Origin of the sequence: Streptomyces sp. NPDC048637, assembly GCF_040650675.1 — a bacterium.
Taxonomy (GTDB): Bacteria; Actinomycetota; Actinomycetes; order Streptomycetales; family Streptomycetaceae; genus Streptomyces.
This window is the reverse complement of sequence record NZ_JBEZHQ010000040.1, coordinates 24,318-48,609: the sequence shown is the minus strand read 5'-3', so window position 1 is coordinate 48,609 and position 24,292 is coordinate 24,318. Positions and strand designations below refer to the sequence as shown.

The 24,292-nt window shown below is 73.9% G+C and carries 16 protein-coding genes; 12 read left to right on the top strand and 4 right to left on the bottom strand.

What is annotated here, in order from left to right:
- Positions 1-235 precede the first annotated feature (235 nt).
- The 5 genes from AB0C46_RS33590 (at position 236) to AB0C46_RS33570 (ending at position 9,182) form a co-directional block, all read left to right on the top strand.
- The gene (locus AB0C46_RS33590; protein ID WP_362832497.1) at positions 236-1,654 is read left to right on the top strand and encodes a HEAT repeat domain-containing protein; all 1,419 of its coding nucleotides are present in this window, start codon (positions 236-238) and stop codon (positions 1,652-1,654) included.
- A 604-nt stretch (positions 1,655-2,258) separates the two neighbouring features.
- On the top strand, positions 2,259-3,386 hold the full coding sequence (locus AB0C46_RS33585; RefSeq protein ID WP_362832496.1) for a glycosyltransferase family 1 protein: 1,128 nt from the start codon (positions 2,259-2,261) through the stop codon (positions 3,384-3,386).
- Complete coding sequence (locus tag AB0C46_RS33580; RefSeq protein WP_362832495.1) at positions 3,383-4,612, top strand: glycosyltransferase; 1,230 nt, start codon at positions 3,383-3,385, stop codon at positions 4,610-4,612. The genes AB0C46_RS33585 and AB0C46_RS33580 overlap by 4 nt, the downstream gene beginning before the upstream one ends.
- Positions 4,613-4,635: 23 nt before the next feature.
- A complete protein-coding gene (locus tag AB0C46_RS33575) occupies positions 4,636-5,568 on the top strand; it encodes an SGNH/GDSL hydrolase family protein (protein WP_362832531.1) in 933 nt (310 codons plus the stop codon).
- A complete protein-coding gene (locus AB0C46_RS33570; protein WP_362832494.1) occupies positions 5,565-9,182 on the top strand; it encodes a hydantoinase B/oxoprolinase family protein in 3,618 nt (1,205 codons plus the stop codon). The genes AB0C46_RS33575 and AB0C46_RS33570 overlap by 4 nt, the downstream gene beginning before the upstream one ends.
- Before the next feature lie 175 nt (positions 9,183-9,357).
- Here AB0C46_RS33570 and AB0C46_RS33565 read toward each other — a convergent pair whose 3' ends face one another.
- The 3 genes from AB0C46_RS33565 to AB0C46_RS33555 are packed head-to-tail and all read right to left on the bottom strand — an operon-like array spanning position 9,358 to position 11,620.
- Positions 9,358-10,221: a biotin-dependent carboxyltransferase family protein gene (locus tag AB0C46_RS33565; RefSeq protein ID WP_362832493.1), complete on the bottom strand. Its 864-nt coding sequence runs from the start codon at positions 10,219-10,221 to the stop codon at positions 9,358-9,360.
- Positions 10,221-10,841: a 5-oxoprolinase subunit PxpB gene (gene pxpB / locus AB0C46_RS33560; protein WP_362832491.1), complete on the bottom strand. Its 621-nt coding sequence runs from the start codon at positions 10,839-10,841 to the stop codon at positions 10,221-10,223. The genes AB0C46_RS33565 and pxpB overlap by 1 nt, the downstream gene beginning before the upstream one ends.
- Positions 10,838-11,620, bottom strand: coding sequence for a 5-oxoprolinase subunit PxpA (locus AB0C46_RS33555; protein ID WP_362832489.1), 783 nt, complete (start codon positions 11,618-11,620; stop codon positions 10,838-10,840). Before AB0C46_RS33555 ends, pxpB begins: the two co-directional genes overlap by 4 nt.
- Positions 11,621-12,002: 382 nt before the next feature.
- Between AB0C46_RS33555 and AB0C46_RS33550 the strand changes: the two genes are divergently transcribed.
- The 7 genes from AB0C46_RS33550 (at position 12,003) to AB0C46_RS33520 (ending at position 23,016) form a co-directional block, all read left to right on the top strand.
- Positions 12,003-12,746 (top strand): GntR family transcriptional regulator, encoded by a 744-nt coding sequence (locus AB0C46_RS33550; protein WP_362832488.1) that lies wholly within the window; start codon positions 12,003-12,005, stop codon positions 12,744-12,746.
- Between the two features lie 158 nt (positions 12,747-12,904).
- Positions 12,905-13,615, top strand: a complete 711-nt coding sequence (locus AB0C46_RS33545; RefSeq protein ID WP_362832487.1) for a DUF969 domain-containing protein — start codon at positions 12,905-12,907, stop codon at positions 13,613-13,615.
- Positions 13,612-14,580 carry a DUF979 domain-containing protein gene (locus AB0C46_RS33540; RefSeq protein ID WP_362832485.1) on the top strand — a complete coding sequence of 323 codons (969 nt, stop codon included), beginning with the start codon at positions 13,612-13,614 and terminating at the stop codon, positions 14,578-14,580. Before AB0C46_RS33545 ends, AB0C46_RS33540 begins: the two co-directional genes overlap by 4 nt.
- A gap of 153 nt (positions 14,581-14,733) precedes the next feature.
- The gene (pcp, locus tag AB0C46_RS33535) at positions 14,734-15,378 is read left to right on the top strand and encodes a pyroglutamyl-peptidase I (RefSeq protein ID WP_362832484.1); all 645 of its coding nucleotides are present in this window, start codon (positions 14,734-14,736) and stop codon (positions 15,376-15,378) included.
- A gap of 202 nt (positions 15,379-15,580) precedes the next feature.
- Complete coding sequence (locus AB0C46_RS33530) at positions 15,581-17,104, top strand: hypothetical protein (RefSeq protein ID WP_362832483.1); 1,524 nt, start codon at positions 15,581-15,583, stop codon at positions 17,102-17,104.
- Positions 17,105-17,240: 136 nt separating this feature from the next.
- A complete protein-coding gene (locus tag AB0C46_RS33525) occupies positions 17,241-18,251 on the top strand; it encodes a hypothetical protein (RefSeq protein WP_362832481.1) in 1,011 nt (336 codons plus the stop codon).
- Between the two features lie 79 nt (positions 18,252-18,330).
- Positions 18,331-23,016: a hypothetical protein gene (locus AB0C46_RS33520; protein ID WP_362832480.1), complete on the top strand. Its 4,686-nt coding sequence runs from the start codon at positions 18,331-18,333 to the stop codon at positions 23,014-23,016.
- A gap of 27 nt (positions 23,017-23,043) precedes the next feature.
- On the opposite strand, the gene AB0C46_RS33515 is transcribed toward AB0C46_RS33520, so the two are convergent.
- A complete protein-coding gene (locus AB0C46_RS33515) occupies positions 23,044-24,129 on the bottom strand; it encodes an S-(hydroxymethyl)mycothiol dehydrogenase (RefSeq protein WP_362832479.1) in 1,086 nt (361 codons plus the stop codon).
- Between the last annotated feature and the right edge of the window lie 163 nt (positions 24,130-24,292).

Here is a 24,292-nt window from a genome sequence, read left to right as displayed (position 1 = left end):
GATTTGGCACTACCCGATACGGTGGTGCATCTGGCATATGCCACCGGCCGTCCTGGGGAAACCCCGGGGCGAATCGGCGGAATAACAGCTTCCACGCTAGGCTTCGGCCGCCGTACAGCAGGCGTTCCCGCCGATCCATGGTGGGAACGAGGCTTACGGCCCGCGGTCACCGGCAAGAATGCCGGTCAGCGGAAATCCCGTTGCCAGCCTGTCCCCCGCACCGGATGCTGACCTCATGTTCGATCCAGACATAGCGCCCAGTGGCACCCTGCTCGGCCTCCTGCAGCGAGGCCGCGGCGACGGGACCCTGCATGCCCTCGCGGCGCCGCGGGCCGAGGCGCTCGCGGCACTCAACGACAGCGTGCTGCGCGACCCCCGGCGCGACTGGCAGGTCGAGAACCGCTCGCTCTACTACGCACGCCTCTACATGCAGCTCGACGGCGGGCTAGAGGAGATCGAACGTCACCTCTTCCACCCCGACGACCTCGTCGACACCGGCGAGGAGCGCACCGGCCTCGCCCTCGCCGTCCTCGGCCACCTCGCCGCGTACGGCAGGGACGCCGCCCGTCTGCTGCTGCGCAGCTATGCCGCGGTCGGCAGCAACTGGCGCTGGGCCCTGGACGAGCTTGCGCTGCGTGACGACGACGCCGGGCTGATGACCCTCGCCCACGCCGTCCTCGCCCGCTTCCCCGAGACCGAGCAGGGCGAGGCCGAGCTGGCCGCCGCCGTCCGCGACGCCTTCGAGCCCCGGCCCTGGCGGCTGTGGGCCGAGGACTCCCGTTACGGCGCACGTCTGGCCGCCGCCGGGGAACAGGGCTCCTTCGACCGCTGGCAGCGGCAGCTGCAACCCCGCGGGCCGCGCCCCGGCTGGAGCGTGACCGAGGTTCTGGACTGGGCCCAGCAGGGCCTGGAGCTGGAGCCCGCCGAACACCGGCACCACGCCGCCGCCCGCTGCCTGGGCGCCGTCGCCGGCCCCGAGGACCGCCCCGAGCTGCTCCGCGCCGCGCGCAGCGCCCCGGACGCGGCGCGCGCCGCCGTGCTCCACCACCTCGCCGAGCGCGGCGACCCGGGCACCCTCGACCTGATCGAGGCCGCGGTGGCCGACCTCTTCTCCTCCGAGCAATTGGTCTCCGCCGCGCTGGGCGCCTTTGCGCGGATGCGCAGTGTGGCCGCGGTCGAGCGGGCCCGTCTGTGGGCGCCGCGGGCGGACCGGCTGGGCGTGGCCGCCGCCGCGGTGCTCGCCCGCCGAGGCGGGCGGCGCGACGCCGAGCTGGTGCTGGCCGCGCTGCGCAGGACCGTGCGCGAGGAGGGGCCGGACGCCGACGGCCTGTGGGAGCTGGTCGACGGCACCGGCCGCCTCGGCGTCGGCTGCGCCGCCCCCGTCCTGCGGCACATCTACCGCGAAACCTCCTCCTCCCACCTCCGCGGTCGGGCCGCCGGAGCGCTCGCCGCCACCGACCCCGGGTTCGCGGCCGGCTTCGCCGTCGAGTGCCTGTGGGACTGCGAGGAGACCACCCGGGAACTGGCCGCCCGGCACGCCGCCACCGGCGACGACCGGGTCGTCGAACAGCTGCGGCGCCTCGCCGCCGACCCGGCCGAGGAGGACGAGGTCCAGACGGCCGTCCGCAGCCGAATCGGACCCGAGGGGTCCTAGGTTCTTCCCACGTTTTTGGCTTTCCCGCCGTGGTGGTTGCTCGCCGTTGCGCCTGCGGCGGGCGGGGTCCGCTGCGCGGGGCTGTCGGGGTGCGGTGACGGGCCTCCGGGGCAGGGGTATGGGACTGCTTCGCTTTACGTCCCACACCCCTGCCCCTCCGGCCCGTCCCCTCCCGTTGGGGGTGGGAAAAGGGCCGGTGGGGGTGCATGCCGGTGGTCCGGTGCTCCTCTTGAGGCAGGAGTGATGCGTCCTACGGACGCCCGCCCCCACTCACCTGTACTCACTCCTCCCACGGGAGGGGACGGGCCGGAGGGGCAGGGTGTCCGGACGTAAAGCGAAGCAGTCCGGACACCCTGCCCCGGAGGTCCGTCACCGCACCCGACACCCACCCGCCCGCCGCAGGCGCAACGGCGGGGAACCTTGCAAGCATCCCCCGAGCCCACGCCCCGCGCAGCGGACCCGCCCGCCGCCAGGCGAAACGGCGAGCAACCACCACGGCGGGAAAGCCGAATACGTGGGGGCAAAGGCAAAGCGCAGCGGAACGTTTTCCAGTAGGAAAGATCCCTTTGGTTCCCTCCACGCACGGTGCGCCGAGAACAGCGGTATGCGTGTCGTCCTCGTCACCGAATCCTTCCCGCCCGATGTCAATGGCGTCTCCCACTGCGCCCTGCAAACCGCCCGGCATCTCGTCCGGCGCGGTCACGATCCGCTGGTCATCGCACCGCTCGGGGGTGCTTCGGCGGATGCCGGTACGGACGAGAGTCCCTGCCCCGTCGTCCGGGTGCCCTCCATGCCGCTGCCCGGCTATCCGCAGGTGCGGATCGCGCTCCCCGGGCGCCGGCTGTCCGCGGCGCTCGACGGGCACCGCCCCGACCTGGTGCACCTCGCCAGCCCCTTCGTCCTCGGGGCCCGCGGAATGGCGGCCGCTGCCCGTCGGCAGGTGCCCGCGATCGCCGTCTACCAGACCGACCTGGGCCGCTACGCCCGTACTTACCTCGGCGGGGGCGCGGCCACGGCCTGGCGGCGTATCCGGGCGGTGCATGCCGCCGCCGACCGCACCCTGGCGCCGTCCAGTGCGGCGCTGCTGGATCTGACCGAGCACGGGGTGCCGCGGGTCCACCTCTGGCCGCGCGGTGTCGACTCCGAGCGGTTCCACCCGGGGCGGCGTGATGCGGTGCTGCGCAGCTCGCTGACCGCGGGGCGGGAGCTGCTGGTGGGGTACGTGGGGCGGCTCGCGCCGGAGAAGGACGTCCGGCTGCTGGCGGAGACCTCGCGGCTGCCGGGCGTACGTACCGTTGTCATCGGCGAGGGCCCCAGCGCCGCCGGGCTGCGCACCGCGCTGCCGGAGGTCCGCTTCCTCGGCCGCCGCACCGGAGACGAACTCGCACGCCTCTACGCGTCGTTGGACATCTTCGTGCACACCGGGCCTAATGAGACGTTCTGCCAGACCGTGCAGGAGGCGATGGCCTCCGGGGTGCCGGTGGTGGCGCCACGGGCGGGCGGTCCGCTGGACCTGGTGGACCACGGCCGTACGGGGCTGCTGGTGCCGCCCGGTGACGGCGGCGCGTTCCGGGACGCGGTGCAGCTGCTCGCGGGGAACGCCGAGCTGCGCGCCCGGTACGGCGCCGCGGCCCGCCGCACCGTCGCGGACCGCACCTGGGAGGCGGTCGGCGACCAGCTCCTGGGGCACTACGAGGCCGTGCTCAGCGACCGGACGGCGGTGGCGGCATGAGCGCGCGACGCGGCACCGGGGCGGGTCTGCGGATCGTCCGGATCGCCAACTTCGTCACCCCGGCCTCCGGCGGGCTGCGCACCGCGCTGCGCGAGCTCGGTGCGGGCTACCGGGCCGCCGGGCATGAGCCGGTGCTCATCGTCCCCGGCCCGCCGGGGGCGGACGGGACGGCCGGCATCCGCGACGAACTCACCGGGCAGGGGCGGGTGATCACCGTGCCGGGGCCCGAGCTGCCGGGCAGCGGCGGCTACCGCATGCTGACCGACCGCCGTCGGCTGGCGCGGCTGCTGGACACGCTGGCCCCGGACCGGCTGGAGGTCTCCGACCGTACGACGCTGCGCTGGACGGGGGAGTGGGCGCGCCGGGCCCGGGTGCCCGCGGTGATGGTCTCCCACGAGAGCGTGGACGGGGTACTGCGCACCTGGGGCGTGCCGCAGCCGCTCGCCCGCGCCGCCGCGGACCGGCTCAACCGCCGTACGGCGCACGCCTACAGCCGGGTCGTGTGCACCACCGAGTGGGCGGCGGCGGAGTTCGTCCGGGCCGGTGTGCGCAATGTGGTGCGCGCACCGCTCGGTGTCGACCTCGCCGCCTGGCACCCGGACTGCCGCAGCGCCGAGCTGCGGCGGCACTGCGCGGGCCGCGCGGAGTTCCTGCTGCTGCTCTGCTCCCGGCTGTCGCAGGAGAAGCGGCCGGGCCGGGCCCTGGACGCGCTCGCCGAGCTGCGGCGGCGCGGGGTCGACGCGGCGCTGGTGGTGGCCGGTGACGGGCCGCTCCGGGCGCGACTGGAGGCCCGGGTACGGGCCGAGCGGCTGCCCGTGGCGTTCCTCGGCCATCTCGCCGACCGCTCCCGGCTCGCCGCGGTGCAGGCCGGCGCCGATCTCGCGCTGGCGCCCGGCCCGGCCGAGACCTTCGGGCTGGCCGCCCTGGAGGCACTCGCCTGTGGCACACCGGTGGTCGCCAGTGCGGCGTCGGCGCTGGCGGGCCTGGTCGGCAGCGGCGGGGACACGGCGCTCGACGACGGGCCGTCCTTCGCCGATGCGGTTCAGCGGGTCCTGGCCCGGCCGGAGCCCGCCCGGCGCGCGGCCGCCCGCCGGCGGGCCGAGGGCTACGGCTGGCAGCCCGCCATCGATGCCTTCCTGGCGGCGCACGACGCGCCCGCACCGGTCGGCAGGCCGGTCGCCGCCGTGGCCGCGGCGCATCCGGCGGGCCCGTTGGGCGGGTGGTGACGGTGGGCTCCAAGGGTGTGGTGATACCGGCGCAGGCGTCGGGCGGCGGGCGTTCGCCGGCCCCGGGCTGCTTTGTCGCACTCGGCGATTCCCTGACCGAGGGGCTCGGTGACCCGGTACCGGGCGGCGGCTGGCGCGGCTGGGCCGCCCTGCTGGCCGAGGCGCTGGTCGCACGGTCCGGGAGCGTCCCGCTGGTGAATCTGGCGCAGAGCGGGGCACTCGCCGCCGATGTCGCTGAACGGCAGCTGGCCGCGGCGCGGGCGCTCGGGCCGCGCTTCGCGTCGCTGCTCGTCGGGGCGAACGACACCCTGCGCGCCGCCTTCGCCATCGAGCGGGTCGCGGCCGCGCTGGACCGGGCGCACGGCGCGCTGAGCGCCGACGGGGCCGTGGTGCTGACGGCATGTCTGCCCGATCCGGGCCGGATGCTGGGGCTGCCCGCGCCGCTGGCCCGTCCGCTGGGGCGCCGGATGCGTGCCGTGAACACCGTCGTCCATGCGGTGTCCACCCGCTACCAGGGCGTGCATCTGCACCTCGCCGACCACCCCTGGGTCGCCGACCGGGCCTCCTGGAGCGTGGACCGGCTGCACCCCAGCGAGCGCGGTCACCGGCTGCTGGCCCGCGGCTTCCACACGGCGCTCGCCGCCACCGGCCTGCCCGTCGGACCGCCGCCCGCGCTCACCCTCGACGGGCCGGCGCCGACCCGTGCCGGCTCCGCGCTGTGGATGGCGACCCGGGGGACCCGCTGGGTCGCCGACCGGTGTACGGATCTGCTGCCCGGTCTGCTCGGACTGGCGCTCCAGGAGTGCCGGCACGGACTGGCGGGGTCCGGGCGGCTGCTGGACGCCGCGGCCGACCGTGCCACCAGCTCGGCGCTCGCCGCGCTGGGCCGGACGGACGGCGCGGGGGCCGGCAAAGACCCTGCGATGACGAAGGGCGCTGCGACAATGGCGGGATGACCGGACGCTGGGAGTTCTGGATCGACCGGGGTGGCACGTTCACGGACGTCGTCGGCAGGCGGCCGGACGGGCGGCTGGTCACCACCAAGCTGCTCTCGCGCCATCCGGAGCGCTACCGGGACGCCGCGGTCGCCGGCATCCGGATGATGCTGCGGCTCGGCCCGGATGAACCGGTGCCCGCCGAGCAGGTGTCCGTCGTCAAGATGGGCACCACCGTCGCCACCAACGCCCTGTTGGAGCGCAAGGGGGAACCGACGGTGCTGCTGATCACCGAAGGCTTCCGGGACGCGCTGCGGATCGCCTACCAGAACCGGCCGCGGATCTTCGACCGGCGGATCGTGCTGCCCGAGGCGCTCTACGACCGGGTGATCGAGGTACCGGAGCGGATCGGCGCACAGGGCGAGCCCGTCCGGCCGCTGGACGCGGACGCGGTCCGCCGGGCCCTGATCCGGGCCCGTGCGGACGGTCTGCGCAGCGCCGCCGTCGTCCTGCTGCACGGCTACCGCCACGTCGAGCACGAGCAGGCCGTCGCCGAACTGGCCCGGCGCGCCGGCTTCGCCCAGGTCAGCTGTTCGCACGAGGTCAGTCCGCTGATGAAGCTGGTGCCGCGCGGCGACACCACCGTCGTCGACGCTTATCTCTCGCCGATCCTGGGCCGCTACGTCGACGAGATCGCCGCCCAGCTCCCCGGTATCCGGCTGATGTTCATGCAGTCCAACGGCGGGCTGCGGCAGGCCGCGCACTTCCGCGGCAAGGACGCGGTGCTGTCCGGGCCGGCGGGCGGCGTGGTCGGCATGGTCCGTACGGCGGCCGAGGCCGGCGGCGGCCATGACCGGGTGATCGGCTTCGACATGGGTGGCACCTCCACCGATGTGTCGCACTACGCCGGCGAGTTCGAGCGGGTCTTCGGCAACGAGGTCGCGGGCGTACGGATGCGCGCCCCGATGATGAACATCCACACCGTCGCGGCCGGGGGCGGCTCCGTACTCCACTTCGACGGCCGCCGCTACCGGGTCGGCCCCGACTCGGCCGGCGCGGACCCGGGACCGGCCTGCTACCGGCGCGGCGGCCCGCTCACCGTCACCGACGCGAATGTGATGCTCGGCCGCGTCCAGCCCGCGCACTTCCCGGCGGTGTTCGGGCCGGACGGTGACCAGCCGCTGGACGCCGAGGTGGTCCGCACCCGCTTCGCGGAACTGGCCGCGCGGGCCGCCGCGGAGGCCGGGGACGACCGCGGCCCCGAGGAGGTCGCGGCCGGCTTCCTCGACATCGCGGTGCTCAACATGGCCAACGCCGTCAAGAAGATCTCCGTCCAGCGCGGCCACGACATCACCCGCTACGCCCTCACCAGCTTCGGCGGCGCCGGCGGTCAGCACGCCTGCGCGGTCGCCGATGCGCTGGGCATCGACACGGTGCTCGTCCCGCCGCTGGCCGGGGTGCTCTCCGCGTACGGCATCGGGGTCGCCGACGCCACCGCGATGCGCGAGCAGGCCGTCGAGGCGGAGTTCACTGACCCCGCGGCCCTCGGCCGGGTCCAGGAGGTCTGCGACACCCTCGCCACACAGACCCGGCGCGAACTCCTCGACGACGGAGTACCGGACGCCTCGGTCACCACCCGCGCCCGGGTGCTGATCCGCTACGCGGGGACCGACTCCACCATCGGCGTCCCGCTGGCCGACGCCGACACCATGGCCGCGGAATTCGTCCGGGCGCACCGCGAGCGCTACGCCTTCACCATGGACAAACCGCTGGTGGCCGAGGTGGTGTCGGTCGAGGCGCTGGGCACGCCCGGTGGTGCCGGGGGCCACGAGACCCAACCCGGCGCCAGGGAAGGGGAGTTGGCGCCTGCCGCGACGATCCGGATGTACACCGGAGGCCGCTGGCAGGACACCGGTCTCTACCGGCGCACCGACCTGCGTCCCGGTGACACCCTCACCGGCCCGGCCGTCATCGCCGAGGAGGACGCGACCACGGTCCTCGACCCCGACTGGCAGGCGGCCATGGGCGACCGCGGACACCTCATGCTGACCCGGACCCGGTCGCGCACCGGCCGGGTCGCGGTCGGCACGGCGGCCGACCCGGTGATGCTGGAGGTCTTCAACAGCCTCTTCATGGCCATCGCCGAGCAGATGGGCGTCCGCCTGGAGAACACCGCACACTCCGTCAACATCAAGGAACGCCTCGACTTCTCCTGTGCGCTCTTCGACGCCGACGGCAATCTGATCGCCAACGCCCCGCACATTCCCGTCCATCTGGGCTCGATGGGGGAGTCCATCAAGGAGGTGCTCAGGCGCCGCGGCGACGCGATGCGGCCCGGCGATGTGTATGCGATCAACGATCCGTACCACGGGGGCACCCATCTCCCCGACGTCACGGTCGTCACCCCCGTCTTCGATGCCGACGGGGACACGCTGCTGTTCCTGGTGGCCTCCCGCGGCCACCACGCCGAGATCGGCGGTATCACCCCGGGCTCGATGCCCGCCTTCAGCACCACCATCCAGGAGGAGGGCATCCTCTTCGACAACTGGCTGCTGGTGCGCGACGGCGAGCTGCGCGAGGACGCGACCCGCGAACTGCTCGCCGCCGGCCCGTACCCCTCCCGCGCACCGGACGCCAACCTCGCCGATCTGCGGGCCCAGATCGCCGCCAACGAGAAGGGCATCCAGGAACTCCGGCGGATGACCGAGCAGTTCGGCCTGGACGTCGTACAGGCCTATATGGGGCACGTCCAGGACAACGCCGAGGAATCGGTCCGGCGGATCATCGCCCGGCTGTCGGACGGCAGCTACCGCTACGAAACCGACAGCGGGGCCGAGATCCATGTCGCGCTGACCGTCGACCGTGCCGCCCGCAGCGCCGTACTGGACTTCGCCGGCACCTCACCCCAGCAGCCCGGCAACGCGAACGCGCCCAGCTCGGTGGTGATGGCGGCCGTCCTGTACGTCTTCCGCACCCTGGTCGCCGACGACATCCCGCTCAACAGCGGCTGCCTCAAGCCCGTACAGGTCCGCATCCCGGAGGGCTCGATGCTCGCCCCCGTCTTTCCGGCGGCCACCGTCGCGGGCAATGTGGAGACCTCCCAGGCGGTCACCGGTGCGCTTTACGCCGCGCTCGGTGTCCAGGCCGAGGGCTCGGGCACCATGAACAACCTCACCTTCGGCAATGACCGGGTGCAGTATTACGAGACCGTCGCCAGCGGTTCGGGCGCCGGCGACGGCTTCGACGGCGCGGATGCCGTGCAGACCCATATGACCAACTCCCGGCTGACGGACCCCGAAGTGCTGGAGTGGCGCTACCCCGTCCGCGTCGACAGCTTCGCCATCCGCTCCGGCAGCGGCGGTACGGGCCGCTGGCACGGCGGCTGCGGGGTCGAGCGGCGGCTGCGCTTCCTGGAGCCGATGACCATCGCCCTGCTGACCAACCACCGCCGGGTCGCGCCGTACGGCATGGCGGGCGGCGCCCCGGGCGCACTGGGCGCCAACTCCATCGAGCGGGCGGACGGTGCGCACGAGGCCCTGGCGGGCTGTGACGCGGCGGACGTCGGCGTGGACGATGTGCTGGTGCTGCGCACACCGGGCGGCGGTGGATACGGGGTGCCGGACGGGCCGGGGTGATTCCCCGGGCGGCCTCGCCGAGGTCCCGTGCGGTTCGGCCGTGCCCCAACGGGGCGCGGGGAACGGCGCGACCGGCCACGGCGCGACCGGCCACGGAGCAGCTGGCCTCGGCGCGACCGGCCACAACGCGACCGCAGACACATGACGGCACTGCTCGGCACGCCCCGCGCGGCGCTCAGCGCATGCGGAGAAAGCGGACCGGTGTCCCCGGTACCGCCTGTGCCACGGTGGCCAGACAACGCTCGGGGACGACACCGATGACCGGGTAGCCGCCGGTCGTGGGGTGGTCGTGCAGGAAGAGGACCGGCAGGCCGTCGGGCGGGACCTGGAGGGCGCCCAGGGGCATGCCCTCGCTGGGGAGTTCGCCGGTACGGGCGCGCTCCAGGGGCGGTCCTTCGGTGCGCAAGCCGATGCGGTTGCTGGCGGGGGAGACCCGGAAGCGACCGGTGGTGAGGGTGTGCAGACCGGCGTCGGTGAACCAGGTGTCGCGTGGGCCGGGCAGGAACGGAAGGAGGAGTTCCGGCACCGGGCCGCGGTGCGGGACGGTATCGGTGCCGGCCGGGGGGCCGTGCGGGTCGCCCAGCGGGAGGACCGCGCCGTCGGTGAGCGGGTCCGGGCCCAGGCCGGAGAGCAGATCGGTGGCGCGGCTGCCGAGGACCGGTTCGGCGTCGACACCGCCGGCGAAGGCGAGATACGAGCGCAGACCGTGGGTGGCGGGTCCCGCGTCCAGGACGGCGCCCGCCGGCACCCGGACCGGGGCGCCCCAGGGGGCCGGGCGGCCGTCGATGGTCACCGGGCAGGGAGCGCCCGTGACGGCGACGGTGGTGGCCGTACGCACCCGCAGGGCGCAGCCCGTGAGCGTCGTCTCCAGAGTGGCGGCGGACCCGGGGTTGCCCACCAGGCGGTTGGCGAGCCGGTGCGCGGGTGCGTCGAGGGCGCCGGCCCGCGGCACACCCAGGTGGGCGTGGCCGGGCCTGCCGAGGTCCTGGACGGTGGTGAGCGCACCGGCCCGGACGACCGAGAAGGCGCGGTCGGTCATCAGGCGGTCTCCTGCGGGACGAAGCGGACGCGGGTGCCGGGTGCGAGCAGCGCCGCCGGTTCACGGCGCGGGTCCCACAGCACGGTGCCGGTGGTGCCGATCAGCTGCCAGCCGCCGGGGGAGGAGCGCGGATAGACACCGGTGTACGGGCCGGCGAGGGCGACCGAGCCGACCGGGACCTTGGTGCGGGGCGTGTCCCGGCGCGGTACGTGCAGTGGCTCGGGCAGACCGGTCAGATAGCTGAAGCCGGGCGCGAAGCCGCAGAAGGCGACATGGAATTCCGTGGCCGAGTGCAGCCGCACCACCTCGTCGGGGGCGACGCCCCACAGCGCGGCGACTTCGGCGAGATCGGGGCCGTCGTAGCGGACCGGGATCTCCACGCAGGGCCGGTCGCCGGCGGTGAGCGGCGGAATGTCCCAGGCGGCGAGTTCGGCGATGAGCCCACGGGGGTCGGCGAGGCCGTCGAGGAGCACCGTACGGGCGGCCGGCACGATCTCGCGCAGTGGCGGCAGGGCTCCGTCGGCGGCCCGGCGCAGCAGTTCGGCGTGCAGTGCCTCGACCTCCTCGGCACTGTCCAGCTCGATGAGCAGCCCGTGTTCACCGACCGGCAGCGGCCTCATACGAAGCTCCGTACGTGGACGCCGGCCGCGGTCAGCTCGGACCGGACCCGCCGGGCGAGGTCCGCGGCTCCGGGGGTGTCGCCGTGCAGACACAGCGAACGGGCCGTGATGCCCACGCGCCGGCCGTCGCGGGCGGTGACGGCGTGGTCGCGGGCCATGCCGAGGGCGCGCTTGACGACCTCGTCGGGGTCGTGGATCACCGCGCCCGGTTCACGGCGCGGTACCAGGGTGCCCTCAGGGGTGTAGGCCCGGTCGGCGAACGCCTCGCCGACCACGGGCAGCCGGGCCTCCCGGGCGGCCTCGTGCAGCCGGGAGCCGGGCAGTCCGAGGACCGGCAGCCCGCCGCCCGCGGTGCGGATGCCGTCGATGACGGCGCGGGCCTGCTCCTCGTCGTGGACACACCGGTTATAGAGCGCGCCATGGGGTTTGACATAGCCGACGTGCGCACCGGCGGCGCGCGCGAAGACCTCCAGAGCACCGATCTGGTAGGCGATCTCGGCGGCCAGCTCGTCCGGCGGTACGTCCATCGCGCGGCGGCCGAAGCCGGCCAGATCGCGGTAGGAGACCTGGGCGCCGATGACCACACCGCGCTCGGCGGCCAGTTCGCACACCCGGCGCATCGTGGCCGGGTCGCCGGCGTGGAAGCCACAGGCGACATTGGCGCTGGTGACGACGGAGAGCAGGGCCTCGTCGTCGGTGAGCTGCCAGCGGCCGAAGCCTTCCCCGAGGTCGGCATTGAGGTCGATGACGGGAGGGGTCCCCATGCTGCGCTCGCTCATGCCGAAACCTCGCTCCGCTCGGCCCCGCATTCGCGAGGCGCGCACCTTCCGCTGATTTGCTCGCTGCGCTCGCTCATGTGTGTCCGTTCCAGGGGTGCTCGGGGCCGACGCGCTGCGCACTGCGCGGCGTACGGGGCCCGTGTGCGGGCAGGGCGGGCGGGGACTTCCGGCCGGCCCGTATCCGTAGTGACTACCCCCGAGGGCACTTGAGCCGACCGGCACCGAGGACAACGTAGAGGATCGTTCAACGATCCGACAAGAGGTGTCTGCGAACCGTTCACGGGTGCGTTGTTTCGTCCTCCCATCTGGGATTGACTTTCGCTCAACGACACCGGGACGGCTCGAACCCGCCGCCCGGTACGGCGCGAGAGCGGGGAGCGGAATGGCCGGCGGAGTGGCGAAGAACGATCAGGGGCGGCTCACCGAGGTCTCGGGCCTGGAGCGGGACCGTCCCCTGCTGGGCCGCTCCAGCACGGCCGAGCGGGTCGCCGACATCCTGCGCGACCGGATCACCGAGGGCTACTTCCCGCCCGGCGCCCGGCTCTCGGAAGAGAGCATCGGCGGTGCGCTGGGCGTCTCCCGCAACACGCTGCGGGAGGCGTTCCGGCTGCTGACCCATGAGCGGCTGCTGGTGCACGAACTCAACCGCGGGGTGTTCGTCCGCGTGGTGACGGTCGAGGACCTGGAGGACATCTACCGGGTGCGCACCCTCGTGGAGTGCGCGGCGGTACGGGGGCTGGGGCAGGGGCCCTACGACGCCGGCGTGGCCGAGGTCATCGCGGCGATCGAGGCCGCCGTACAGGCCGGCGAGGCCGCCTCGGCGGACCGGGAGTGGCAGGCGCTCTCGACGGCCAACATCCGCTTTCACCAGGGCGTCGTGGCCCTGGCGGGGAGTCCGCGCACGGACGAGCTGATGCGCGGTGTGCTCGCCGAACTCCGGCTGGTCTTCCATGTCATGGCCGACCCCCGGCGCTTTCACGCGCCCTATCTGACCCGTAACCGCCAGATTGTCGAGGCGCTGCAGGCGGGCGATGCCGCCGAGGCCGAGCGGCTGTTGTTGTCCTATCTGGAGGACTCGCGCAACCAGCTGTCGGGGGCGTACGCGCAGCGCATCGCGGAGGGGTGAGGGGCGGGGGGAGGTGCTGCGAAGGCCGTCCCGGGAAGTGCCGCAGATCTGTTGTTGCAGACCCCTTGTCGGATCGTTGAACAATCGCCTAGCCTCCGCTGCAATCTCTTCATCTCCTCATGGGCCCTGTGGGGTCCCCGTACGCGGAAGGCGGATCCATGATCGTGCTCCTCGGCGTGCTCGTGGTCGTGATCGGCTTCGCCACGAAACGCAATCCCTTGCTGGTCGTGGGGGTGGCCGGCATCGCGACCGGCCTCCTCGGCGGGCTGTCACCGGGCAAGGTGCTCGCCGCGTTCGGCGAAGGCTTCGCCGGCAGCCGGGCGGTGACGATCTTCGCGATCACCCTCCCGGTCATCGGCCTCCTGGAGCGCTACGGCCTCCAGGAGCAGGCCCGTAACCTCATCGCCCGGTTCGCCAAGCTCACCACGGGCCGTTTCCTCGCGCTCTACCTGGGGCTGCGGCAGATCGGCGCGGCGGTGGGACTGACCCAGGTCTTCGGCCCGGCCCAGACCGTCCGCCCGCTTGCCGTCCCCATGGCCGAGGGCGCGGCCGAGCGCAAATACGGCGGACTCCCGGACCGCACACGGGAGAAGGTCCGGTCGTTCGCCGCCAGCGCGGACAACGTCGGCCTCTTCTTCGGGGAGGACGTCTTCCTCGCCGTCGGCTCGATCCTGCTGATCACCGGCTTCGTCAACACCACCTACGGCACCCACCTCGAACCGCTGCAGCTCGCGCTGTGGGCGATCCCCACCGCCGTGTGCGCCTTCGTGGTCCACGGGTGGCGCCTGCTGCGCCTGGACCGCCAGTTGGAACGCGAACTGCTCACCGCCCATGCCCACGACACCGCCGCAGTGGAGGCCGCCAAGTGATCAAGGCAGAGTGGTTCTACTGGCTGGTGGGCCTCAGCTTCCTGGTGATGGCCTCCCAAATGCTCGCCGACCGCAGCAACCCCAAGCGCTTCGGTACCGGTACCTTCTGGGGCCTGATCGGCGCCGGCTTCATCTATAGCAGCTGGGTCGTCACCAAGCAGGCACCCGCCGAGCCGCTGGGCGTCGCGGTGCTGGTCATGGCCTGTCTGGCCGGTTTCGGTTTCACCGGACGCGGCACCCCGCGCACCACCACCCCCGAGCAGCGCGCCGCGAGCGCCACCAGGCTCGGCAACCGGCTGTTCGTTCCGGCGCTCACCATCCCGGTCGTCGCCATGGCCTGCGCCATCGGCGTCAAGCACCTGTCCTTCGGGGGCGAGCCGGTCCTTGAGGAGGGCAGCGAGACCATCCTGGGCCTCGGCATCGGAGCCGTCGTCGCCCTCGTCGTCGGCATGGTCATCCTCCGTGAGAAGCGGATCTCCGTGCCCGTGCAGTCCGGCCGTTCCATGCTGGAGGCGATGGGCTGGGCCATGCTGCTGCCGCAGATGCTGGCCACCCTGGGCGCCATCTTCCAGGTCTCCGGCGTCGGCGACCAGGTCGGCAAGCTGACCCTCTCCGTCCTGCCCGAGGACTCGCTCTACATTGCGATCGTCGTCTACTGCGTGGGCATGTTCGCCTTCACCATGATCATGGGCAACGCCTTCGCCGCCTTCCCCGTGATGACCGCGGCCGTCGGCTGGCCCGTCCTGGTCGGGCACTTCGACGGCAACGCCCCCGCCGTGCTGGCCATCGGCATGCTCGCCGGATTCTGCGGCACCCTCGTGACCCCCATGGCCGCCAACTTCAACATCGTCCCGGCGGCGCTGCTGGAACTGAAGGACCAGTACGGGCCCATCAAGGCCCAGCTGCCCACCGCGGGTGTGCTGCTGGGCTGCAACATCGTGATCATGGCGCTGTTCGCTTTCTGAGGCCGCTCCCACTACGCGCCGCTCCCACTACGCGCCGCTCCCACTACGCACCGCGCCACGCACCGCCGTGCCACGCACCGCCGTGGCGCGGCGCGGCACCCGGGCCCTCACCCGCCCCGTCCCCGCTCGACCAGTCGCACCAAGGATGACCGTATGACCCGGGTACTGCTGACCGGATTTGCACCCTTCGACGGTGAATCCATCAACCCCTCCTGGCAGGCGGTCCGCGCCGCCGCGGCCGAACCGCCCGCCGGCATCGAGGCGTCCGCCGTCCAACTGCCCTGCGTCTATGGAGCCTCGGTCGCGGTGCTGCGCGCCGCGATCGAGGAGACCCACCCCGAGATAGTGGTGTGCGTCGGCCAGGCGGGCGGCCGGCCCGACATCACCGTCGAACGCCTCGCCGTCAACGTCGACGACGCCCGTATCCCCGATGCCACGGGCGCCGAACCCATCGACGAGGCGATCGTGCCCGGCGGCCCCGCCGCGTACTTCTCCACCCTGCCGATCAAGGCATGTGTGGCGGCCGTCCGCGCCGCCGGACTGCCCGCCTCCGTCTCCAACACCGCGGGCACCTTCGTCTGCAACCACGTGTTCTACGGCCTCGCCCACCTCATCGCCACCGAACTTCCCGGTATACGCGGCGGATTCGTCCACGTCCCCTACACGCCGGAACAGGTCGTCGACCGCGCCGAGCCGTCGCTCCCGGCCGACGCCGTAGCCCGGGCCCTGCGCGAGATCGCCCTCACCGCCGCGCACACCCGCACCGACATCCGCGTCGCCGGCGGGGCCACCCACTGAGACCGGCACCGGCGCCCACGGGACCTGGCGGCCGGCCACCGCGCGCCACGCCGTAGACTGTCGCGTCGGCCCGTGAGCGGTTCCGTGAACGGCCCGTGAGCGGTCCGTGAGCGGTCCGTCAACGGATCCACCAGCGGTTCCACCCATGAGCGGATCCGCGCCGTTTCGTCCGTTGTCAGTGCGAGCGCCTACTCTGTGCGACGTGACTTTTCCCGCCCCGGGGGCCGCTGCGCCCCAGCTCAACGGCCCTCACCGGCCTGCGCCGGGCCCGGCCGCCGACGAAGGCCTGGCCCGCCGGCTGCGTGCCCTGGCATGCACCGCGCCGCTGCACGACCTCGATGTGCGCAAGGCCAACCTCGCGGGCGAGTACGGCGTCTACGCCATGGCGGAGGTGGCGCTCGCCGTCATCGACCTCGTCACCCTCAACATGGACTTCGACACCGGCGCCGACCACGAGGAAATAGTGGCGAAGGTGCTCCCCCGGGTTGCCGCCCAGGCCACCCGCCGTCCTACGGGCGAGCATGAGCGGGTGGCCCGCTGGGTGCTGGAGAACCTGATCAACGTCGGCAGCGTCGACCGCGGCTTCCGGGCCGTCTACGGCACCTTCGACACCGAAGGCCAGTACGTCCGCCGCGACTACGACTTCAAGCTCATCGAGGAGGTCCCCGGCGCCGGCGGCAGCGTCTTCCTGCGGGCCACCGACGAAGCGGTCAACGTCCTGGTCGGCGCGCTCGACACGGACGTCACCAGCGCCCAGATCGCCGCCGAGGTCAAGCTGGAGGTGCTGATCAACCGCGGCCGGCTGGCCGACGCCCAGCTCGCCGCCGAGCAGGCCCGCTACCGCACCGTGCAGTATGCGGAGACGCTGCGCAGGACCCTGGACGCCACCCGCCGCAACGTCCGCGCCGTGGACTGGCTGGAGACCGTCCCGGACATGATCAACGAGGCGCTGGACCACGTCGCGGACCGCTACCGCCACGAGAACGCCATCCTGACGAACATCCGCAAGGCCCGGGACGAGACCGAGGAGCCCGAGCACAAGCGGCGGGCCGCCGAGCTCGTCGACATCGTCAAGGACTGCATCCGCCGCCACACCCAGCTCCAGTCCCGGCTGCTGGAGGCCGGGCCGCTGTTCCGCGCCGAGCAGGACCGGCAGGCCTTCGCCACCCCCGTCGCCCGCTCCGGACTCGACCTGTACGGCCAGTTGGTCGCCCCCCTGCTGCCGCTCCCCGCCGAGCAGGCCATCCGCGTCACCGACGCCTTCTTCGCCAAGGGCACGGGGCTGCGCACCCCGTCGGCCGTGCGCGTCGGGGATCTCGTCGAGATGCTGCTCACCCCGCCCATGGAGCGGGAGCACCTCGGCGCCGAGATGCCCGAGCCGGACCTGGTCGCCACCCCGGACGACAGCCGCTTCAGCGAGGCCCAGCTCGACGCCGCGATGGCGCTGCTCGACCTGCCCGCCGACGCGCCCCGCCGGCTCTCCGGCCTGCTCGCCGAGGCGCGCCGCAGCGACCCCGAACTCCCCTACCTCGTCGCCCTGCTGGCGGTACACGCCGCCAGCCCGCCGGTCGGTACGGCCTACCGCCAGGGCGAACAGCAGCTGCTGTTCGCCGTCGACGACGGCACGGAGCTGATAGACCCCGAGTTCGGCGGCGCCGACCTCATCGTCGGCACGGCACTGCTGGACTCCGCCGGAATGGCCGCGGACCGCTCGGAGGTGGCCTGATGCGCCGTGCCCAGGGTGAGCGGCCGGCGAACGGCGGGGCGCGCCCGGTCCGGCAGGGCTGTGGCGCGCCGGGCGGCCGTCCGCCGTCGCGCCGGCCCGAGATGTCCCAGACCGTCCCCTGCAAGGAGCTTGTTCCGTGACCCAGTACGACGAGACGCCGCAGCCGGACCTGGCGTCCGGGACCGGTGAGCCGGGCTGGGGCGCGCCCACCGCCGACGCCGAGCCGGCCGCGGCGGGGCCCTTCGCCAGGCTCTCGGCTTCTTCCCCGCTCTCGACATCAGTCGAGCGGGGGGACTCCCATGGGCAGGGGAGGAGCCCCCAACCCCTCACCCCCGCCGATGCCGCCGACGCCGCACGGCTGGTCTCCTTCGGCCTCCAGCCCAAGCTGCTGCCCGCCCGCGACGCCGAATACGGCGAACTCCTGCGCCGCTATCGGGACGACCCCGCCTTCGCCCGGCTCGCCGACGCCGTCGCTACCGGCCTCGGCCTGGTCGTCCTGGAGGTGTCCACCCGCGCCGGGATGGCCGTCACCGCCGACGAGGACTCCGTCTTCGCCGTACGGATGGGCGACTACGCCCGGCGTGCCTCCGCCGACTCCGCCGACCGCTTCCTGCACGGCCTGGCCCATCTCGCCGTCGCCGCGCTGGCCTTCCCGCGCCCCGAGGACCTCGCCGACGACGGCTATATCGGCCGGATCACGGTCAATGGCGTCGATGCCTTCGTCCGGCAGGCCTGCCGCCGGCTGGAGGAGCGCGCCGAGCAGGAGGGCGAGAACACCGACCCGGCCACCAACGCCCCCGGCCTGGAGTCCGCCTGGCGCATCTACGCGCGGCGCAGCGCGACCGGCGCCACCAAGGACGCCCGCCGGCTGGCCGGTTCCACCACCGGCATCATCGCCAAGGCCGTCACCTTCCTCGTCGACTCCGGATTCCTCCAGCGCACCGGTGACGACGCCGGCGGCGCCTACCGCACCACCGCCCGCTATCAGCTCCAGGTCCGCGACATGGCCGGCAGCGCCGCCATGGCCGAACTGCTGGAGCTGGGCATCGTCCCCGTCGCCGACGGCAGTGCCGCACTGCTGCCGGGCGAGGACACCGACGACCTCGACCTGGTCGCCGGCGCCGGACTGCCCTTCCACTCCGGCTGACGGGGCCGTCCGACCGCTGACGCGGTGGCCCCCCGCCGCCGCTCCGACCGCCTACCGAACACGACAACGAGAGTCCGCCATGTACGAGCTGTCCCGGGTCCGCCTCTACTCCATCGGGCCCGCCGGTGCGCGCTACGCCAACACCGTCATGGACCTGCGCGGAGTCGGTGCGCCCGTACCCCAACCGGCCCCGGCCCAGGCGGACTTCTTCGAGGACGAACCGGTCGGCCCGCCGCGCCGCCCGGCCCCCGCGGGCGTGCTCTTCCTGGAGAACGGCGGCGGCAAGTCCGTCCTGCTGAAGCTGATCTTCTCGGTGATGCTGCCCGGCCACCGCAACACCCTCGGCGGCGCCAGCTCCGGTGTGCTGCGCAAGTTCCTGCTCGCCGACGACTGCGGCCACGTCGCCCTGGAGTGGCAGCACGTCCTGACTGGCGAGAGCGTGGTCGTCGGCAAGGTGAGTGAATGGCGCGGCCGGCAGGTCTCCAACGACCCCCGGAAGTTCGCCGAGGCCTGGTACAGCTTCCGGCCCGGCCCCGGCATGAGCCTGGACTCCCTCCCCGTCGCCGAGGCCACCGTCGTCCGCCCCCGCCAGGAGAGCGGCGAGGGCAGCTCCGGCGCCCAGGGCCGCCGCCGGACGATGAAGGGCTTCCGCGACATCCTCACCGAGGCCGGGAAGAACTACCCCAATCTGGATGTCGTCTGGGAAGAGATCCACGAGCGCTGGAACGAGCACCTCGGCGAGCTGGGGCTGGACCCGGAGCTCTTCCGCTACCAGCGGGAGATGAACGCCGACGAGGGCGAGGCGGCCGGCCTGTTCGCGGTCAAGAACGACTCGGACTTCACCGACCTGCTGCTGCGCGCCGTCACGGACACCCGCGACACCGACGGCCTCGCCGATCTGGTGCACGGCTTCGCCCACAAGCTCGGCCGGCGCGCCGAACTCACCGCCGAACGGGACTTCACGGCCGGCTCCCTCGATCTGCTCTCGCGCATCGCCGACGCCGCCGAGCAGCGCGAACGCGCCCGCGAGGTGCATGCCGGAGCCGAGCGCCGCACCCGCGGCCTCGCCCAGCGGCTGCACGCCCGGGGCACCGAGGAGCGCGGCCGCGCCGCCGAGCTCGCCGAGCAGGTCGCCGCCGCGGCGCACCGCGTCACCGACGCCGAGCGGGTGCGCGAGCGCCGCTCCCTGGTCTCCGCCGAACTCGCCTACCGGCACGCCTCGCTGGCGCTGGCCGCCGCGGAGAAGGGCGCCGCCGCCCAGCGCCGGGAGCTCAATGACGCCCGTACGCTGCACAGCGCCTGGCAGGCCGCCGAGATCGCACTGCGGCACCGCGCCGCCGCGGACCGTTCCGCGCGGGTCGCCGCCGCCATCCGCGAGGCCGAGCGGGACGCCGCCCCCGCGCTCGCCGCCCGTGCCACCGCCGCCACCGACCTGGTGCGCGCCCTGCACGCCGCGGCCGAGGCCGGTGAGCGGATCGCCAACGAGGAGGAGGAACGCTCCGCAGCCCTCCAGGAGGCCGGCGAATCGGCGCATCGCGACGCCACCACCGCCGCCACCCACGCCCAGCGCGCCCGCAGTGAGGCCGAGCACCTCAAGCAGCGGCTCGCCGAGGTCGCCGAGGAGACCGCCGAGGCCGTCCGGGCCGGCTGGCTGGACGACAGCGCCCCCGACGCCGACCCGGCCCGCGCCGCACTCGCCGCCTCGGACGCCGAGAAGACCGCCGTCGAGGCCTGGGACTCGGCCCGCGAAGCCGCCCGGCAGGCCACCGACCGGGCCCGTGAGGCCACCGCCCGGCACTCCGCCGCCGAGCTGACGGCGGCCCGCGCCGAGGACGCCGCCGAGGCCGCCGAGCGGGCATACGAGGCCGAGCGCCGGGCCGCCGAGTCCATCGGTGCCGAACAGCGGCTCGCCGACCTCCTCGGACTCCCGCAGTCCGAGGCCAAGTCCCTGGGCGTGCCCGGCCCCCGTGCGGCCACGTCCGGCCCGGACCCGAGCGCCCCGCGCCGTCCCACCGCCGGCCCGCTGACCGCCGAGGAGCTGGACCGCAACGCCGACGGGCTGCACGAGCTGCTGGAGGAGGGCGTCACCGCCGCCGAACGCCAGCTGTTCGACCTGCGCACGGCCGCCGCCGACGATGCGCGGATCCTCGGCGCGCTGGGCGACGGCGGTCTGCTGCCGCCGGGGCCCGATGTGCTGACCGCCGTGGAGTATCTCGGCGAGCACGGCGTCCCCGCGCTGCCGGGCTGGCGCTATCTCGCCCAGTCCGTCGACCCGGCCGACCACACCCGGGTGCTCGCCGCCCGCCCCGAGCTGGTCGACGGCGTGATCATCACGGATCCGGACACCCACGCGCGGGCCCGTGAGGTGCTCGCCCAGGCCGCGCTGCTGCCGCGCTCGGCCGTCGCGGTCGGCACCGCCGCCGCGCTGCTCGCGCCCACACCCGCCCCCGAAGAGCGGGACACCGGCGTCTTCCTCGTCCCGCCGAACCCGGCGATGCACGACGAATCCGCCGCGGACGAGGAGCGCCAGGCGCTGCGGGCGCGCGCCATAGAGCGGGACGAGGAGATCCGGGCGCTGGCCGCCCGGCTCTCCGGGGACCGGGCGCTGGCCGCCCGGCTCGGCTCGTGGCGTACGGGCTGCCCGGCCGGCCGCCTCGGTGAGCTGGCCGCCGCCGCGGAGGAGACCCGGACGGCCGCGGAGGAGGCCGCCGCGGAGCTGGCCGAGGCCCGCGCGGCCCGCGCCGAGACCGACGAGGTCGCGGCCGAGGCCACCCGGGTGCGCGACGAGCGCCAGGAGACCGCCCAGCGCGCCCGCCGTGCCGCCGATCTGCTGGCCGGGCTCGCCCACCGGCTGCGCGAGCGTGCCTCCTGGCAGTCCCGGATGCGTGAACTCGTCGACGAGGGAGCCGAGTTCGAGGCCCGCGCCGAGGAGTGCGTGGACCGCGCGCGGGCCGCCGACGAGGACCGCAGGGCGGCCCAGCGCGCCGCCGACGACGCCCGTCGCACCGCCCGTGCGCTGCGCGCCGAGCGTGCCGAGATCGCCGGTGTACCGGACGATCCGGGCGAGGCTCCGGAGGCCCCGAGCGCCTCCCTGCCCGCGCTGCGCGAGGCCTACCGCGCCGCCTCCCAGCTCTACGAGAAGGTCGGTGTCGGCGCCGATCTGCGCGCCGAACAGGCCCGCGCCGAGGGGGAAGAGAGCGCCGCCCTGGCCGAGTTGAACCGCCTCACCAACAAGGTCCGTACCCGCGCGGAGGCGCTCCTGGAGAGTCCGGACGCGGCCGACGGCCCGTCCCGGCAGGCCGCCGCGGCCCGCGCCGAATCGCTGGTGCAGATGCTGGAGACCCGCGCCTCGACCGCCAGCGAGCAGCTCGGCCGGCTGCGCGGTGAGGCCGAGCGGCTCGCCCCCACGGACGGCGACGCGCACACCGAGCTGCCCGAGGAACTGGTGCCCGCGGACGCCGACCGCGCCAAGGAGCTGCTGCGCACCGCGGCGGGCGAACTGGCCACCGCCACCGAGGCGCTGACGGCGGCCCGCGACCGGCACGAGGAGCTGCTGCGCGGCCACCGTGCCGCCGAGGACGCAGCCGGCGGCTTCGACGAGACCGCCGCCCTGCTGCGCGATCTGCTCCGTGACCACCAGGACGCCGAGGACGCGGCGGACGGGCAGATCGAGCCGTACGCCGGCCGGCTGGAGGACGCCCGGCAGGCCGCCGCCGAGTCCCGCCGCTCGCTGCGTGGCTGCGCCGCCGATCTGTCCACCGCGGATTCCGCGGTGCGCGAGGCGAGCGACATCCTCGTACGGCACGCCAACTCCACCCGCTACGAACAGGTCCGTACCCCCGCCCGCCAGCAGATCCGCGAGCTGCCCGCCGCGGCCCTCCCGGACCATGCCGCCAAGTGGGCGGAAGCCTTCGCCCCCCGGCTGCGGGTGCTCACCGACGAGCTGGCGCAGCTGGAGCGCAACCGCGACTCCATCGTCGACCGGCTCCGCGGCCTGGTCGAGTCGTCGCTGACGACGCTGCGCTCCGCCCAGCGGCTGTCGCGGCTGCCCGAGGGGCTGGGGGAGTGGTCCGGGCAGGAGTTCCTGCGGATCCGGTTCGAGGACCCCGACCAGGCCACGCTCACCGAGCGGCTCGGCGAGGTGATCGACGAGGCGACCCGCGCGGCCGTCAAGAAGAACAGCGATCTGCGGCGGGACGGGATGTCCCTGCTGCTGCGCGGCGTCAGCGCGGCGCTGCAGCCGCGCGGGGTGGCCGTGGAGATCCTCAAGCCGGATGCGGTGCTGCGCGCCGAGCGGGTGCCGGTCGGGCAGATGGGCGATGTGTTCTCCGGTGGCCAGCTGCTGACCGCCGCCATCGCGCTGTACTGCACGATGGCCGCGCTGCGCAGCAACGACCGGGGCCGCGACAAGCAGCGGCACGCCGGCACGCTGTTCCTGGACAACCCCATCGGCCGCGCCAACGCGACCTATCTGCTGGAGCTGCAGCGTGCCGTCGCCGATGCGCTGGGCGTCCAGCTGCTCTACACCACCGGCCTGTTCGACACCACCGCGCTCGCCGAGTTCCCGCTGGTCATCCGGCTGCGCAATGACGCGGATCTGCGGGCCGGGCTGAAGTACATCAGCGTCGAGGAGCATCTGCGGCCGGGCCTGCCGCAGCAGGACCCGTCCGGCGAGGCGGTGCACGGCCAGATCACGGCGACGCGGATGTACCGCCGTCCGGAGGACCCGGCCCCTGAGGAGCGGGCGGACCCGGCCGGCGGATGACGGGCGGCGCGGGAGGCCTGCGGGCGGTCAGACCACCACCACCGACCGCAGGACCTCCCCGCGCTGCATCTTGGCGAAGGCCGGTTCGATGTCGTCGAGCGCGATGGTTTCGCTGATGAACCGTTCCAGATCGAGCTTGCCGCTCAGGAACAGATCGATCAGGACCGGGAAGTCGCGGCTGGGCAGACAGTCGCCGTACCAGGATGACTTCAGCGCGCCGCCGCGTGAGAAGAGGTCGATGAGCGGCAGTTCGATCCGCATGTCCGGTTCGGGGACGCCGACCTGGACCAGCGTGCCGGCCAGATCGCGCATGTAGAACGCCTGCCGGTAGGTCTCCGGACGGCCCACCGCGTCGATCACCACATCGGCGCCGTGCCCGCCGGTGAGCGCCCGGACCGCCTCGACGGGGTCCGTACCACGGGAGTTGACGGTGTCGGTGGCGCCGAACCGTTCGGCGGCGTCCAGCTTGCCGTCGTCGAGGTCCACGGCGATGACCCGCCGCGCCCCGGCCCGGGAGGCGCCCGCGATGGCGGCGTTGCCGACGCCGCCGCAGCCGATGACGGCGACGGTGTCCCCGCTGCCCACTCCGCCGGTGTGCACCGCCGCGCCGTACCCGGCCATTACCCCACAGCCGATCAGCCCCGCCGCCTCCGGGCGCGCCGACGGGTCGACCTTCACCGCCTGCCCGGCGGCGACCAGGGTCTTCTCGGCAAAGGCGCCGATGCCCAGGGCCGCGGTCAGCTCCGTGCCATCCCCCAGGGTCATCGGCTGGGCGGCATTGCGGGAGGCGAAGCAGTACCAGGGGCGGGCACGACGGCAGGCGCGGCACTGCCCGCACGGCGCCCGCCAGGCGAGCACCACATAGTCGCCGGGCGACAGTTCGGTGACCCCGGGGCCGACGTCCTCGATCACCCCGGCCGCCTCATGGCCGAGCAGATAGGGAAAGTCCTCGCCGATCGCGCCGTCGCGATAGTGCAGATCGGTGTGGCACACCCCGCAGGCCTGGACGGTCACGAGCACTTCGCCCGGACCGGGATCGGGCACGAGGATCGGCAGCACCTCGACGGGGGCGCCCTTCTTGAGGGCGACGACGGCGCGGGCTTCGTGCGGCATGTCTCACTCCTAAAACAGCGCCTGCGGCGGCGGCCTGCGGGTAGCACGCGTGAGGTGGCACGGATGCCTGTGAGGGGTGGGAGTGGTGCGCTGTGCTGAGAACGGGGGCAGTGGTGGAGGACGGTCCACCTCTGTCGCCGTGTTGCCTATAGTGCGCTTGGTT

Excerpts from the sequence above, each read along its gene's own strand:
- AB0C46_RS33590 (WP_362832497.1), top strand. The coding sequence starts at position 236 with ATGTTCGATCCAGACATAGCGCCCAGTGGCACCCTGCTCGGCCTCCTG.
- AB0C46_RS33585 (WP_362832496.1), top strand. The coding sequence starts at position 2,259 with ATGCGTGTCGTCCTCGTCACCGAATCCTTCCCGCCCGATGTCAATGGC.
- AB0C46_RS33580 (WP_362832495.1), top strand. The coding sequence starts at position 3,383 with ATGAGCGCGCGACGCGGCACCGGGGCGGGTCTGCGGATCGTCCGGATC.
- AB0C46_RS33570 (WP_362832494.1), top strand. The coding sequence starts at position 5,565 with ATGACCGGACGCTGGGAGTTCTGGATCGACCGGGGTGGCACGTTCACG.
- AB0C46_RS33565 (WP_362832493.1), bottom strand. The coding sequence starts at position 10,221 with ATGACCGACCGCGCCTTCTCGGTCGTCCGGGCCGGTGCGCTCACCACC.
- pxpB (WP_362832491.1), bottom strand. The coding sequence starts at position 10,841 with ATGAGGCCGCTGCCGGTCGGTGAACACGGGCTGCTCATCGAGCTGGAC.
- AB0C46_RS33555 (WP_362832489.1), bottom strand. The coding sequence starts at position 11,620 with ATGAGCGAGCGCAGCATGGGGACCCCTCCCGTCATCGACCTCAATGCC.
- AB0C46_RS33550 (WP_362832488.1), top strand. The coding sequence starts at position 12,003 with ATGGCCGGCGGAGTGGCGAAGAACGATCAGGGGCGGCTCACCGAGGTC.
- AB0C46_RS33545 (WP_362832487.1), top strand. The coding sequence starts at position 12,905 with ATGATCGTGCTCCTCGGCGTGCTCGTGGTCGTGATCGGCTTCGCCACG.
- pcp (WP_362832484.1), top strand. The coding sequence starts at position 14,734 with ATGACCCGGGTACTGCTGACCGGATTTGCACCCTTCGACGGTGAATCC.
- AB0C46_RS33520 (WP_362832480.1), top strand. The coding sequence starts at position 18,331 with ATGTACGAGCTGTCCCGGGTCCGCCTCTACTCCATCGGGCCCGCCGGT.
- AB0C46_RS33515 (WP_362832479.1), bottom strand. The coding sequence starts at position 24,129 with ATGCCGCACGAAGCCCGCGCCGTCGTCGCCCTCAAGAAGGGCGCCCCC.